The organism is Rhodanobacteraceae bacterium, assembly GCA_024234055.1.
Taxonomy (GTDB): domain Bacteria; phylum Pseudomonadota; class Gammaproteobacteria; order Xanthomonadales; family SZUA-5; genus JADKFD01.
The window spans coordinates 80,922-95,766 of sequence record JACKOW010000007.1 but is presented as its reverse complement, the minus strand read 5'-3'; the positions used below and the strand labels follow the sequence as shown (position 1 = coordinate 95,766).

Annotated in this window: 11 protein-coding genes; 7 read left to right on the top strand and 4 right to left on the bottom strand. The window is 65.3% G+C overall.

The window, feature by feature from the left end; all coding sequences use genetic code 11:
* Positions 1 to 37: 37 nt before the first annotated feature.
* From H7A19_13230 to H7A19_13215, 4 genes are all read right to left on the bottom strand, one after another.
* A complete protein-coding gene (locus H7A19_13230; GenBank protein ID MCP5475791.1) occupies positions 38 to 871 on the bottom strand; it encodes an SDR family NAD(P)-dependent oxidoreductase in 834 nt (277 codons plus the stop codon).
* A 64-nt stretch (positions 872 to 935) separates the two neighbouring features.
* Complete coding sequence (locus H7A19_13225) at positions 936 to 1,073, bottom strand: hypothetical protein (protein ID MCP5475790.1); 138 nt, start codon at positions 1,071 to 1,073, stop codon at positions 936 to 938.
* Between the two features lie 17 nt (positions 1,074 to 1,090).
* Positions 1,091 to 2,020, bottom strand: a complete 930-nt coding sequence (locus H7A19_13220) for a hypothetical protein (GenBank protein MCP5475789.1) — start codon at positions 2,018 to 2,020, stop codon at positions 1,091 to 1,093.
* Positions 2,021 to 2,160: 140 nt separating this feature from the next.
* On the bottom strand, positions 2,161 to 5,256 hold the full coding sequence (locus H7A19_13215) for a hypothetical protein (GenBank protein ID MCP5475788.1): 3,096 nt from the start codon (positions 5,254 to 5,256) through the stop codon (positions 2,161 to 2,163).
* 282 nt (positions 5,257 to 5,538) lie between these two features.
* On the opposite strand from H7A19_13215, the gene lexA reads away from it, so the two are divergent.
* The 7 genes from lexA to H7A19_13180 all read left to right on the top strand — a co-directional run bounded on the left by lexA (position 5,539) and on the right by H7A19_13180 (position 14,840).
* Positions 5,539 to 6,174: a transcriptional repressor LexA gene (gene lexA / locus H7A19_13210; GenBank protein ID MCP5475787.1), complete on the top strand. Its 636-nt coding sequence runs from the start codon at positions 5,539 to 5,541 to the stop codon at positions 6,172 to 6,174.
* Between the two features lie 75 nt (positions 6,175 to 6,249).
* A complete protein-coding gene (gene imuA, locus H7A19_13205; GenBank protein MCP5475786.1) occupies positions 6,250 to 6,933 on the top strand; it encodes a translesion DNA synthesis-associated protein ImuA in 684 nt (227 codons plus the stop codon).
* A 415-nt stretch (positions 6,934 to 7,348) separates the two neighbouring features.
* Positions 7,349 to 8,833: a DNA polymerase Y family protein gene (locus tag H7A19_13200; protein MCP5475785.1), complete on the top strand. Its 1,485-nt coding sequence runs from the start codon at positions 7,349 to 7,351 to the stop codon at positions 8,831 to 8,833.
* A 313-nt stretch (positions 8,834 to 9,146) separates the two neighbouring features.
* The gene (locus H7A19_13195; GenBank protein ID MCP5475784.1) at positions 9,147 to 10,181 is read left to right on the top strand and encodes an efflux RND transporter periplasmic adaptor subunit; all 1,035 of its coding nucleotides are present in this window, start codon (positions 9,147 to 9,149) and stop codon (positions 10,179 to 10,181) included.
* Complete coding sequence (locus H7A19_13190) at positions 10,181 to 13,246, top strand: efflux RND transporter permease subunit (protein MCP5475783.1); 3,066 nt, start codon at positions 10,181 to 10,183, stop codon at positions 13,244 to 13,246. Before H7A19_13195 ends, H7A19_13190 begins: the two co-directional genes overlap by 1 nt.
* Positions 13,243 to 13,557, top strand: coding sequence for a DUF3240 family protein (locus H7A19_13185; GenBank protein MCP5475782.1), 315 nt, complete (start codon positions 13,243 to 13,245; stop codon positions 13,555 to 13,557). The genes H7A19_13190 and H7A19_13185 overlap by 4 nt, the downstream gene beginning before the upstream one ends.
* A complete protein-coding gene (locus H7A19_13180) occupies positions 13,554 to 14,840 on the top strand; it encodes a TolC family protein (GenBank protein MCP5475781.1) in 1,287 nt (428 codons plus the stop codon). Before H7A19_13185 ends, H7A19_13180 begins: the two co-directional genes overlap by 4 nt.
* Positions 14,841 to 14,845 lie beyond the last annotated feature (5 nt).

The following is a 14,845-nucleotide window of genomic DNA, read 5'->3' as shown; positions in this document are numbered from 1 at the left end:
AACGGTGAATCGCAGGGCCTGTTTCACGGCCAAGTCCTCAGCGCAGCATTGACACCATGATGCGATCAAAGATGCGATCACCGCACCATTTGCGGATGAACATCATCGGCCGGGCGTACTTGCCGGCGACATAGCGGGTGGACGGTCGGCGGGCACGCACGGCCTTGCGCAGCAGGTCGACGATGACCTCGGGTGGCGAGGAATCGCCGCGTTCGTAGGCACTGCGCGTCACCCTGGCCATGGCTTGCGCCATCGGCCCATAGGCGCTGTTGCCGGAGCGCTCCAGCATGGGCCCGACCATGACATCGCCGAACTCGGTGCGGATGGCGCCCGGTTCGATGATGACCACATCGATATCGAAGGGCGCGAGTTCCAGCCGCAGACAATCAGACCAGCCTTCGAGCGCGTGCTTGGTGGCGTGATACCAGCTGCCCAGTGGCGTGTAGACCTTGCCGCCCATCGACGAGATGTTGATGATCCGGCCGGATCGACGGGCGCGCATGCCCGGCAGCAGCAACTGGGTCAGACGGGCCACGCCGAAGAGATTGACCTCGAACTGATAGCGGGCATCGGCGATGGCGGTGTCTTCCATGGCCCCATACAGGCCGAAGCCAGCGTTGTTGACCAGGAAATCGACCGCGCCGTGCGCAGACTTGATCTGATCGGCGACAGCGATGACCTCGTCGTCGCGGGTGATGTCCATCTTCACCGTGATTGCACCCTCGGCCGCCAGATCAGTCATCTGCTCGATGCGTCTGGCGGCGGCGTAGACGACCATGCCATCTGCCAGCAGCGCGCGGGCGAAGGCCTTGCCCATGCCCGATGAAGCGCCGGTGACCAGGGCGACTGCTTGCCTTTGAGTGTTTGCCATCCGAGGTATTCCTGCCGTGCCGTGATGATGGAGGCAAGCGTAGTCGGATGCCGCGGAAGGGTCATCAGCAGATCACGCCAAGGTACATGCAGACGGCGCCAGCCCGCACCAGCGGCCTGTGGGCGATGACCTCGACGGTTGATGTGCCCGGCAGCAGGCCGCGGTATGCCCAGTCACCGAGCTTTTCTTCCAGCTCGGCCAAACCTGAAGGCCATGTCGTCAGCGACTTCGAATATAGTGCGATTCGCCGGTCTGGCCGAGTCGATTGCGGTACCAGCCACGCAGGGTCTGGCCATCCTCCGAGAGTGTCATCACCCATTTGCCGTCGCCAGCGTTGCCCCAGGCGGGATAGGGTTTGGTGTAGACCAGATCCGTGTCCATTTCCCGTCCACGGATGGTACCCCTGGCTTCCCAAAGCACCTCGGTGCGGTTGTAGACCATACGACCCTCGACGTACACGCGATTGCCATCCTGATGGATGACGCAGGTGACCTCGGTCAGCGCCGGGTCCTCGGTGCCGACCACCCAGCGGCCGGAGAAATCAGCTGGCGCAACAGCGTCAGACCCGGGACTGGACGTATCCGGCTTTGGCTCGGTGGGGGCAGAGCCCTGTGGCGTCACCGGGGTTGTCCGCCAGTCATAGACCAATGCCCGTGTCACCTTGGCACCGTTGCTGAACTCCATGATCTGGTAGAGGCGGTTCTGCGTGATCAGGGAGCCGTCACTGCGCATGCCGGGTCGCGGCACGGTCAACTTGCCGCTGCAGCTTCCGGCCTTGCCGGCGATGACGATCTCGCCCCGCGTGAAGCCCGCCGCATTCCAGGCCAGGGTGCAGCTTGCGGTCGGCCCGATCGAGGCCGTGCTGGTGTTATCGACAACGCCCTTGCCTTCCAGTAGCTGTCCGGGTAGCAGGCGATCCAGCCGCGCGTCGAAGTGCCAGGCCACGTGGCCGCTGGTCACAACCGTCTGTTGCGACACTGGCGAGGTACAACTCATCGAGTAGCGGGCACCCTGATCGCGCGTCTCCCCGCTCCAGCGACAATGTGGCCTGGCGTTGTCCGGCGGCTCGCTGATCTGCTCTTCGCGGCCTCCCAGCACCCACTGGCCCACCTCCTGAGCGCTGGCGGCCGAGATTGTCACCAATGCCATTGCCATCGCCAGCGCGCATCCCGCCACTGATCTTGCAGAACTGTCCATGGAACACCCCCTGCATATGCCACTGAATGGCAATATGAGACAGACCTGGATCAGTCAGATTGACAGCGGTCAAGGCTGCCAGGCGCTCTGCACTACTCGAATCCGTTGCTGAAGATCAGAGGGCCGCTCGGCGGTGGCGCGCTGATGGCCTGGCTGGCCTGGTTGTCGGATGGGTTGGGATCCATGGCGGTACTGTCAGGCATGACCTGCACCTGCACCGTGCCCGGCGATCCGGCGCCACTCCAGCCAGCCTGCGCGATGAGCTCGACGGTAGAGGTGCCGGGCAGCAGGGCGCCGCCGCTGAGCTGCACGACATTACCGGCAGCGACAACAATGTTGGCGGGGCAATTGCACCCGATCATCGGCAGATCCAGGCCATCGGGCAGGTCAATACTGGCTGAAAACCCGGAGGCGAGGCTGGGGCCCGTATTGGCGATCGTCACCCGGACTTCGAGCTGGGCGCCATTCCAGCTGTGACTGATCGAGCTGATCTGCAGATCGGTCCGGCGCTCGATCGGGCTTTGCAACTGCACCTGATCGTTGTCCGGATGGTTGTCGCGGCTGCCACCGATGGCCAAGGGGGTGCTGACGCGCGCGCCGATACTGAACATGCCGCTGCCCAGCGGCGTGAGTGTGCCGGTCGCAAAGACCGTGGCGGTGCCACCGACCGGCAAGCTCAAGCCGATGTCGATTTCATTGCCGATGCAGGCGCCGAAACAGCCGATCGCGGGGGTGCAACTACCGCCGGCGGAGGTGCTGCAGCCCCAGGCAGGATTCTCCATGGCATCTCGCAGTCCGCTCGGCAAGCTGGCTCTGAAGCGGCCATTGCTGGTCGGTGATGGTCCGAGATTGGTGACAGTCCAGCTCAAGTTGACCGGAGCGCCGGCAACGATGGCGGCTGCTGGTGTCACTTCCACGCTGAGATCCGACAGCGCCGGAGCGCTGCTGAGACACTCGATATCCAGTGACCAATCACGCAGCTGGCCGGTATCGCCGCTCGCCAGGTCCTCTACCTTCAGGCGCCACAATCCGCTGGTGGCAGCACCGTCGTTGCCCGTCGTGCGGCGGCCGTAGAGCTCGGACAGTGGCGTATTGGGGCTGAGTGTCCCCGACAAGCCAGGCTGGCTCTGCGGCTGACCACAGCCGATCTGCGCCTCGACCGGCGCATCATCGGCAAAGGTGGCGAGCAGATCGTCCAGCGCGCAACTGCCGGCGCTGGCGGCGACGTTGGCCTGCGGGCGGTTGAGCAGGCTCACGATCCCTTCGCTGCCGCCGATGAACACCTGCCCGTTGGGATCGGTCAAGGTCAGACGCAGATCGCCCAGATAACTGTGCTCCAGATCGACTCCGACGCGCACCCCGCCTACATGGCTGCAATTGCCCGGATTGACGAAATTGATGCTGCTCTCGACGCTGCCCTGATCAGGAATGGCGGCACTGCAGTTGCTGTTCAGGGCACTTCCGCTGCAGCGTGCACCGGGCAGGCTGGGCTGACTGGCGGTGATGACAAAGTCTGCCTGCACTCGATCTCCCAGACTCGCCCAGCTGTTCTTGCCACGAATACCGCCGACGAACAGGCTGGCCGTTCGACTCTGGCCCGACTGTGCTGGCGCCGTGGTGCGCAGGCGCAGCACATCGCCGTTCTTCACCCACAGGGGTGCATCGCGATAAGGTCCGTAGTTCAGACTGAGCAAGGCACCCAGCGCGTAGGCGGGCACCTGCACATCAGTCCCCAGGCCGTCGACGATCACCACATCCGAGGTCACCGTGGTGTAAGGCCGGTCGCTGGCTGCCGGAAAACTCATTGCGGCTGGCGCGACGTCCCAGGGTGCGGCGACGAAGGCGTTGCCCTGCAAGCGGGTCAGCATCGGCTTCTGCCAGTCTTGCTGAATGCTGCTGAGGATCAGAATCCGCCCATCGCGCTGCAGCGCCACATCCCTGAAGGCGATGACGCCTTCGTTGCAGTTGCTGAAGTTGAACAGCGGTTGCACCGGGTACCAGGCGTACTGCCCCTCCTGCGGTGCAAAGCTGGTGTCTCCCGGCAACTGAAAGCCACTGACGCCGTACAGGCGCCGGGTCAGATGCTGGAAGTGCTGGGTACGCCGGCAATTGTCGGGCGCCTTGCGCAGCACATTGCCGATCAGCGTCCGACCATCAGGCCCCTCGGTGACGGCGCCGAAGCTCAAGCGATCGGCTGGACTGCTGGCCGGCGTGAAAAAGCCATTCACATCGGGCTGGGCAGCACCGTCGCGAGGCCACAGTTCGTTGGAAACGCGCGGTTCGTTGTAGCGTGGCAGGGTCAGGCGAATTCGGCCGTCGGGATGCACGCCCAGGGCGTCGCCGCCATTGAAGGCGGTCGAATCGACATCCTCCACCAGAATCGGCTGGAAACTGTCATCCAGACTGCCATCCATGTTCAGCCGGATGAGTTGCAGTTGGCCGCCGAGGAAGGGCAAAGTGGCCACCAGGATGCCCCGCCCTGGCTGCTCCGCAGCCGCCAGCGTCAATCGACCCTGATTCAGGTATTGCACGCCGGTGCCGGCAAAGCCCGGATCGGGAGCGCCGGAGGCCAGGAATACGCGCACGGCAGCTCGGTATTGATTGGGCCCCAGGCGCTCGCTCGCGGCCACCAGCACACGCCCCCCGGCAAGCACCTCGACGGAGTCGCACACAAAGGGTTCCAGACGCAGGTAACCGGCGGTCTGTGCAACAGGGTCGACGAACTGCGTATCGAGCGCACCGTTGTCGAGGAATCGCAACAGATAGGATGCCGATTCGGAACTGGCGCAGAGATAGGCGGATCCATCCGGCAACACGGCCAGATCGCGCACATACAGGTCATCACCCCATTCGGACTGATAAAGCCCGGAGGTTGCGAACGTGGGGTCAATGCTGCCGTCGGCAAGCAGGCGTCCGGCATAGAGACTGCGGATGTTGCCCGGAAGAGTCTCCTCGCGACCTGCGATCAGGATGCGCTGCTGATGGTCCAGACCCATGCGCTGAAATACCCGGTCCCGCACGGGAGTGGCCAGGGTGGGAAATGGGTTCTCCAACTCACCGTTGCCTGAGAAGCCGGGATCGAAGGCGGTGGGTTGCGCTGGCGCGGGCAGTGCTGCAAGCAGGTGCAGCCCAAAGCAAATCCACAACAGGGGGCGATGCCGCGAAGGCAAGGGATGGAAGACAGGCATGGTCTGGACACAGTTTGGAGACAGGGCTGTGCTCAGCAACCACTGTGCCAGCGGCCTGGTCGAGGCCAGCCCACTCCCGGCAAGTTTCCACAAGTCATTGTCACAGCAGGTTTTTTTTGTGCGAGTTCTGCCATCCTGTGCGAAATCGCCGCTCTGGCACCCGGCACGTTCGCGTTCCCTGTGGCGAACCAGGTGGCCGGCACTGCGCGGTCTTTCGTTCGCGATCGCGAACAGTCGTGGTGACTGCTTGCCGGCTCGCCGGAACTGTACGAATATACAGTTATGAGCAAAGACGATCTGACACCACGCCAGCGCCAGATACTGGACTTCATCGACGCCCGATTGCGTCAGTCGGGGGCGCCACCAACGCGGGCCGAGATTGCTGCGGCCTTTGGCTTCCGCTCGGCCAATGCGGCCGAGGAACATCTGCGGGCTCTGGTGCGCAAGGGGGCGATCGCGATGGCGCCGGGGCGTTCGCGTGGCATCCGGGTGCTGAAATCAACCGTGGATGCCGACGCAGTTGGCGGCCAGCGCAGCCGATCCCTGCCCCTGATCGGTCAGGTGGCGGCGGGCAGTCCGATTCTGGCGGTGGAGAACGTGGAATCAGAAGTGCGGCTGGATGCCAGCGTGTTCCATCCAGTGGCCGATTATCTGCTGCGCGTACGCGGCGACAGCATGATCGATGTCGGCATCATGGATGGTGATCTGCTGGCGGTGCATCGCAGCGCCAGCGCTGAATCGGGTCAGATTGTAGTGGCGCGACTGGGTGAGGAGGTCACGGTCAAGCGGCTGGAGCGCCATGGCGAAAGCCTGCGCCTGTGCGCGGAGAACCCGGCCTATCAGCCCATCGAGGTGGATCCGGCGCGGGATGATTTTGCGCTGGAAGGTCTGGCAGTCGGGGTGCTGCGGCGCTGGTGAGCGGCGGGCTGCAGTCGCAGCCGCTGAGACCGGATTGTCGAGTCTGTAGCAGACACCCACCCACGAGGAATTCCGATGTCTGCATTGCATGCCCTGCCCACACTGCTTCCCTCGCTGGAATCGGGTCTGGCGCCAACTGCGCTGTCCACGCAGGAGTTGCTGCAACGCGAGGACATCTGGCGCGCCCGCAGTGGCTCGCAGCAGAAACTGGCCACGCAAGCCACCGGCTGCGCCGAACTGGATGCGCAACTGCCGGGCCAGGGTTGGCCGATTGGCCGTCTGAGCGAAATCCTGCTGCCGCAACTGGGTCTGGGCGAGATCGAATTGCTGTTGCCGCTGCTGGCCCGGCGCAGCCAACTGGGGCAAACCCTGGTGTATGTGCGACCGCCCTGCCCGCCCAATATTCCGGCGCTGGCCCGCGCCGGTGTGGCCCTGGATCGGGTGCTGCTGATCGCGCCGGCCAATGAGCGCGAGGCCTTGTGGGCCAGCGAACAGATACTCGGCTGCGGCAGCGCCTGCAGCGTGCTGCTCTGGGCCGAGCAGGCCGATGAGCGCGCGCTGCGGCGTCTGGCGCTGGCTGCCGAGGGCAGTCGTTCGCTGGCGCTGGTGTTCAGGCCCATCGCCCAGCAGGCACAGGTTTCACCGGCGGCCCTGCGCATCCGCATCGATCGCCCATTGGCACGCGCGCCCCTGAGCGTGCTCAAGGCCCGTGGCCTGCCCTGCTCCAGCGCCCAGCCACTCAGGGTGCGGGTGTCGTGAACGGGGCACGGGGGGAAGACGGGGCACGGGGCACGGGAAAAGCAGAGAGGTGTACGCCCCCGCGCTGTTGTGGGTCCGGACTTGTCCGGACGCTTCTGCCAGGGCACCCGAGAAGCAGTACTTCTGCCCGGATACCAGGAGAGCAACCGCGTTCGGACAAGTCCGAACCCACCAACGCAAGACAAAGACCCCAACCTGCGAGCTTTTCCCCTGCCCCGTGCCCCCTGCCCCGCTCCCCGCAGCCATGACTGACCACGCCTGGCTGTGCATCGCGCTGCCGCGGCTGGCACTGGATCTGATTGATCGGGCCTGCGTGGGCGGCGAACCCTGTGGGAGCGGACTTCGTCCGCGATCTGAGGTCTTCCCGGAGGCAGAAGCATCGCGAACAAAGGCCGCTCCCACAGGAATGCCGCGGGTGGTCATCGATGGCCCGGAACAGCGCGCCGAGATTCATCTGGCCGATGCGGTTGCGGCGGCTCATGGCGTGCGCCCGGGGCAACGTCTGGCGGCGGCGCAGGCGCTGGCGCCGGCCCTGACGATTCATCGACGTGACCGACTGGCCGAGCGTCAGGCGCTGGAGCGGCTGGCCTGCTGGGCCTATCGCTATACCAGCCGGGTCAGTCTCGATGGCCACGATGCGCTGCTGCTGGAGCTGGCCGGCAGCAGCAAACTCTTTGGCGGCCAGGCAGCTTTGCAGACAGCCTTGCAGAATGACCTCGACACCCTCGGTTTCCTGGCGCTGTTTGGCTATGGCGCCACGCCGGCGGCCGCGCGCCTGCGCGCCGAGGTGGCGCGACGTGATCCGGCGCGTTCCGGCCAGCTGTATCTGCTGGCGCCGATTGCGCTCAGTGACAGCGCACTGGATTCGCGCACCGTGGCCACGCTGCAGGCCACCGGCATCCGCACCCTGGGCGAGTTGGCCAAACTGCCACGCTCAGGCATCGCCCGGCGCTTTGGCCAGGGTACGCTCGATTATCTGGGGCGCCTGCGCGGCGAGTTGCCCGAAGCCCTGGAACTGTATCGCCCGCCCGACAGCTACCATGCCTGGCTGGAACTGCCGGCACCCTGCGCCAGCACCGAGGCCCTGGCCTTCCCGCTCAAGCGCATGCTCGGCGATCTGGCTGCCGTGCTCAGCGCCCGCGATGGCGGCGTGCAGCACTTCATGCTGCGCTTCGCCCTGGAATCGGCCCGCCGCAGCAGCGAGTTGCGCAGCAGCATCGGTGATCTGTGCCGACTGGAAGTGGGCTTGATCGAGGCCAGCCGTGATCCCGAGCATCTGTACACGCTGACCCGCGCGCGCCTGGAGCGCATGCGTTTTCCGCGCCCGGTGCTGGGCATTCATCTGGAAGTGGCGCGGCTGCCGACCTTTGTGCCCAGGCATCAGGATCTGTTCGGTGAAGTGGGTGACAGCGCCCAGGGTCTGAATACCCTGATCGAACGACTGAGTGCACGGCTGGGTGATGCCGCCCTGCTGCGTCCGCAATGGATAGCCGACCACCGCCCCGAGCGCGCCAGTCGCTGGCGCCCCAGCGCCGAAGGCCCTGCCCTGCTGCGTCCGCCCGAAGGCACGCCGCCCTATGCCGCACGGCCCAATCATCTGTTGCCCGACCCCTTGCCCATCGACATAGCCGGCGTGGTGCTGATCTCCAGTGCCGAGCGCATCGAAAGCGGCTGGTGGGACGATGGCGATGTGCGCCGCGATTACTATCTGGCCGAGATCGTCGATGTGCAGCGCCTGTACGCCGGCTCGCGCCAGGCGCTCAACGCCAGCGTATCCATGGCTGCCGTCGGCGGCGCTTCCGCCCGCGAGCAGTTCCAGCTCAGCGTCGGCGCCCGCGCCTGGGTCTACCAGGACCTGCGCCAACCCGAATGCTGGTATCTGCAGGGCTGGTTTGGGTGATCGTGGCAAACCGCCAGTTTTACCGACGGCGTCGTGGAGACCCTGAACCGGCGTGAGAGTGCCGCGCAGCGGCTCCCATGCATTTCCGCACAGTTTCCGGCAGAGCGCTTCGCGCGCTTTCGGGCTATGGCCTGCTTGATGCACCAGAGCGCCGCCGCAGCGCGGCGCCCTCCATGCTGGCGACCTTTGCAGCCACCATCGCGGCCACGGAAGCTGTTCAGAGGATCCCTGACGGTTGACACCCAGGCACCAAAGCAAAACCAAAGCTTGCGCATGCAAGCTCTGCGCTGAACCATCAACAGACGGGTGAGCGATGAAGTTCTGGCAATGCATGATCGCTTCGATGCTGGTGCTGCCGATCTGCGCCTCGGCGCAGATCGAGATTGCCAGCGAACAGGCGCAGCTTCTGGGTGTGGCCGGCGCGCCGGTGACCACGGCCGGCAAGATCACGATCAGCCAGCTGCAGGCCGAACTGGCCATTGCACCCGAGGCGCAGCGCGCGGTGGCCTTGCCCTACGCCGCGCAGGCTGTCGCCGTGCAGGCAGACCTTGGTGCCCGCGTAGAACGCGGGCAGGTACTGGCGGAATTTGTCAGCGCAGAGTACGCCAGCGCCCGGGCCGAGCTGGAGCAGGCTCTTGTCGAGGCGGATCAGGCACAACGTCAGGCGCGCCGCGATGAGCAACTGCTGGCTGAGGGCATCATCGCCGCCGGCCGTGCCGAACTCAGTCAAGCGCAAGCCAACGCAGCCCAGGCCCGGGTTCGCGGCGCATCTGCGGCGCAGCCCGATCTCAGGCATCTGGGGCCTGGCCGATTTGCGCTGCTGGCCCCGATCAGCGGTGAAATCAGTGCGCGGGCAACGGAGCTCAGCAGCATGGCGCCCGCCTGGTCGGTCGCCTTCGTCATCGCCGATCCCTCCCAGCTGGTCGCCACGCTGCGGGTGCCCGGCACCCGCAGCGCCTCGGTGCGACCGGGAGATACGGTACAGATCGGTGCTGGCCGGGGAGAGGTCGTGGCGGTGGGATCGGTGCTGGATGCGTCCAGCCAAACCGTACTGGTGCGCGCGCGAATCACGGCAGCCGATGAATTGCGCGCCGGCGAGCGTCAATCAGCAAGCCTGGTCACAAGTGCCCCCCCAGGCAGTCTGCGCTTGCCTCCCGGGGCATTGTGGTACGACGGCGATCAGGCCCGTGTCTTTGCGATTCTGGCGCCGACGCGCTACCAGGAGATGGCCGTTGAAGTCATCGAGCAGGATGCAGACGGCGTCATTGTCCGCGCCGATCTGGCCGAAGGTACGCAGGTGGTTGTTCGCGGGATTGCTGCGCTCAAGCTGTTGCGCGAGGCGCCGTGATGCTGGCCCGCCTGATCGAATTTTCGCTGGCGCAGCGGCTGCTGATCGCAGCACTGACCCTGGCGCTGATAGCCGCTGGCTGGCAGGCGTTCTCGGGTCTGCCCATCGACGCCTTTCCAGATATCTCGCCCACCCAGGTCAAGCTGATCCTGAAGGCGCCGGGCATGACCCCGGAAGAAGTCGAGACCCGGGTGGTGGCGCCGATCGAGATGGAACTGCTCGGCATCCCGCGTCAGCGGGTGCTGCGCTCGATGGCCAAGTACGCCATCGCCGATCTGACCATTGATTTCGAGGAAGGTACCGACGTCTATTGGGCGCGACAACAGGTCGCGGAGCGCTTCGCCAATGTCGGCGGACTGCTGCCCGAGGGTGTAGAGGGCGGACTCGCGCCGATTGCGACGCCGCTCAGCGACTTGTTCATGTTCACCATCGAAGGGGGCGATCTGGACTTGGCGGCGCGGCGGCGGCTGCTCGACTGGACGCTGCGGCCGATGCTGCGCACCATTCCGGGAGTTGCCGATGTCAACGTACTGGGCGGACGCGCCGAAGCGGTGGCGGTGGTGCCCAGAGCCGCCGCCATGGCGCAAGCCGGTCTGCACGCCGCCGATTTGCGTGATGCCATCGAGATGAATCATCGCAACGACGGCGCCGGACGCCTGATCGAGGGCGAGGAGACACTGATCCTGCGCACCGAAGGTGCGCTGCGCAGCATGGACGAGCTGGGCGATATCCGGCTCAAGGATGCGCGCGGCCAGTCACTGCGCCTGGGTGATGTGGCTGATGTCCGGATCGACAGTCTGACGCGCTATGGCGCGGTCACGCGGGATGGCGTCGGCGAAGCTGTACAAGGCATCGTCATCGGGCTGCGTGGCGCCAATGCGCGCAGCTTGATCCAGGCCGTCCAGGCGCGCCTGGAGGAGCTCAAGCCCAGCCTGCCCAGCGGTGTGCGCATCGAGACCTTCTACGATCGCAGCGTGCTCGTGGATCGCGCCATCGGCACGGTGTCGCGGGCGCTGATCGAAGCCAGTGTGCTGGTGATCATCATGCTGCTGCTGTTTCTCGGCGACGTCCGCGCTGCCCTGGTGGTGACGCTGATGATGCCACTGGCGGCCCTGGCCACGTTCTTGTTGATGCGTACCTTCGGGCTCAGTGCCAACCTCATGAGCCTGGGCGGTCTGGCGATTGCCATTGGCCTGCTGGTCGACGGTGCCGTGGTGGTGGTCGAGAACGCGCTGTGTCGCTTGCAGCCAGAGCAGGCGTCAACGCGGATTCCGCATCTGCACCAGATCTTTCGGGCGACGGAGGAAGTTGCGCTGCCGGTGGCCTCCGGCGTGCTGATCATCGCTCTGGTGTTCCTGCCACTGCTGACGCTGCAGGGGCTGGAGGGCAAGCTGTTCACGCCGGTGGCGCTGACCATTGTGTTTGCGCTGGCTGCCTCGCTGTTGTTGTCACTGACCGTGGTGCCGGTGCTGTCTTCTTTCCTGCTCAAGGCCCATCAGGGGCCGGAGCCGTGGTTGATGCGCCGATTGCATGCGCTCTACCTGCCGGTGCTGGACGCCAGTCTTGCGCAGCCGCGCCGCGCCCTGGCAGTGGCCGTGCTCGGTTTTGGGCTGGCTGTGGGCGCCTATCTGGCCACGGGCAAGACCTTCCTGCCCACGCTGGACGAAGGTGATGTGCTGGTGCAGTTGGAAAAGCTGCCTTCGATCACGCTGGAAGCCTCGCAGGAGCTGGATCTGTCGGTGCAAAGAGCCCTCCTCGAACGCATTCCCGACATCGAACATGTGGTGGCGCGGGTGGGTTCCGATGAGTTGGGCTTTGATCCGATGAGTCTCAATCAGACCGACATGTTCCTCAAGCTCAAGCCGCGCGAGCAATGGCAAGCCCCAGACAAATCGGCGTTGATCGAGAGCATCCGGCAGGTGCTGGATCAATTTCCTGGCGTCAGCTATGGCTTTACCCAGCCGATCGAGATGCGCGTTTCCGAGATGCTCACCGGCACGCGTGGCGATGTCGCGGTCAAGATTTTCGGTCCCGATCTGCGCCAGCTCGGCAGTCTGGCCCAGGAGCTGGCGCAGATCCTGCGGGGTGTGCCGGGCAGCGAGGATGTGTTTCTGGTCGCCAATGAAGGCGTGCAGTATCTCTCGGCCGAGATCGATCGCGCCGGTGCCAGTAGTGAGGGTCTGAGCGTGCTGGCCATCCAGGATGAACTGCGTTCCAGGCTGGAAGGCGTGCCGGCTGGTGTGATGATTGACGCCGGCAGGCGCGTGCCACTGATCGTGCGCAGCAACGAACAGGTACGTTCGGATGTCAACGGCTTCCTCGACGGCGTGATGACCCTGGATGACGGTGGCCAGATTCCGCTGCGTCGCGTGGTCCAGTTCCAGCGCGTGGACGGTCCGGTCAAGATCGACCGCGAGAACGGCAGCCGATTTGCGGTGATCCAGAGCGGTGTCAGTGGTCGGGATCTGGTCGGATTCGTGGCCGACGCCCAGCAACAGGTGGCCACACGCATGCAGCTTCCGCCGGGGTACCGGGTTGTCTGGGGTGGCCAGTTCGAGAACCAGCAGCGTGCGGCAGCGCGACTGGCACTGGTTGTTCCAGTGGCTTTGGCGGGCATCTTCCTGATCCTGTTCAGCACTTTTGGCGCGCTGCGCCCGGCTCTGTTGATCCTGGCCAATGTGCCTTTTGCCCTGGTCGGTGGCCTGATGGCCCTGTGGCTGACCGGCGAGTACCTGTCAGTGCCAGCGTCAGTGGGCTTCATCGCCCTGCTCGGCATCGCTGTCCTCAACGGGCTGGTGATGGTGGCCTATTTCTCGCAGCTGCGGGCTACCGGATTGTCTCTGCATCGGGCGGTACGTGAAGGCGCCATCCGCCGTCTGCGCCCGGTGATGATGACCGCCAGCATCACGGCGCTGGGTCTGGTCCCGCTGTTGTTTGCCACCGGCCCCGGCAGTGAGATTCAGCGGCCGCTGGCTATCGTGGTGATCGGCGGCCTGCTCAGCGCCACGCCGCTCACGTTGCTGCTGTTGCCGCTGCTGTTCCGTCGCTATGGAGAGCCGACATGAGCATGTCCGGACTGAAACGTCTGACACTGGTCTACCCGCCCGACATCGAAACCGAACTGGTCGAGCAGCTGTTGGCCATGGAGCCGCCGTTGCCGGGCTTCACCAGTCTGTCAGCGACTGGTCACGGCGCTGATTTCTCGGTGGCCAGCGTGCGTGAGCGCGTGCGCGGTCGGGTGGATCGTTGCGTGCTGTTCATGGTCTTGCCGGGCGAGCGCATCCAGACGTTGTTGCAGGATCTGCGGAGGGCCACACCTGCCGCGCATGTGCATTGGTGGATCGAGCCAGTGGAAGAATTCGGGAGTTTTGTATGAACCGCATCCTGTGGCGAAGCCTTGCCCCGCTGCTCCTGAGCGCTTCCGTTGCGGCCGCCAGCAGCCATCTGCCAGCGCCGCCCGAAGCCCTGGCAGCGATCGATGCCCATCCCGCTGTGGCACAAGCCCAGGCCGTGCGCGATGCCGGCCGTTTCGATGCCCAGGCCCTGCGACAGGGGCCGCACGAGTTCACGATCAACGCCCGCCTGCAACAGCGCGATATTGCTGGCGCAGGCCGATTTGCCGAATGGGAATACGGAATCAGTCGCGGCCTGCGGCTGCCAGCCAAGGCCCGGGCGGATCGCAGTTCGGCCGTGGCCCTGGAGCAGAGCGCTGTCGAGGCCTTGGCCGACGCCCGCCATCAGATCGCGTTGGCCCTGCACCAGCGCTGGTTCGATGCCCTGCTCAGCGGTGTTCAGGCGCGCGGTCTGTCCTTGGCGGTAGAACGCCTGGAATCGGAACAGATCACCACCCGCAAGCGCCTGGGCCTCGGCGACGCCTCGGCGCTGGATCTGGATCGAGTGAACATGGCCCTGGCCCAAGCGCAGGCGCAACAGATGCAGGCACAAGGCAAAGCCCGCACGGACGCCCTGTTGCTCGCCACCGAATTCCCGGGGATGTCGGTTGATGCCGCCGTGATGGTCCCTGAGCCTGAGGCGACCGACACGCAGATCAGTGAGCTGCAACGCGATATTCGCGAGCACAGCCACGAGATCAGTCTGGCGCGCGCCCAACTCGACTATGCCCGGGCGCGCGCCGATCATGCACGCGCCAGCCGACGCGGCGATCCAGTGATCGGTCTGTATGCCTTGCGCGAAGCGCGCGGCGATGAAAACGCGCTGGGTCTGAGCTTGAGCATTCCGCTGGGCGGACACTTTCGCAGTGCCCAAGCCAGCAGCGCCATCAGCATGGCTGAGGCAGCCCAGGCACAGCTGCAGCAGATCGAGCAACAGGTGGCGGGAACGGCGCAAGCCGATGGCAGCAACGCCCGCGCCGCACTGGCCGCGTGGCAGCAGCAGCGGGCAGCCGCGGCGGCAGCCGACGCGCAGGCACTGAGGACTGCCCGTGCCTATCAGTTGGGTGAAATCGGAATGTTGGAAAAGCTGCTGTCGATGCGGGCGCAGGATGAGGCCGTGCGCGCTGAGGCCGAAGCCCGGATCGAGGCGCATCGCGCGCTCAGCCGGCTGCAGATCGATGCGCACAGTCTGTGGGCCCGCGCCGAGGTCTGCGCAGAATCCACGCCTGACGCGGAGCATGGCTGCGAGCACGACGTGACACGCTGAGTCCG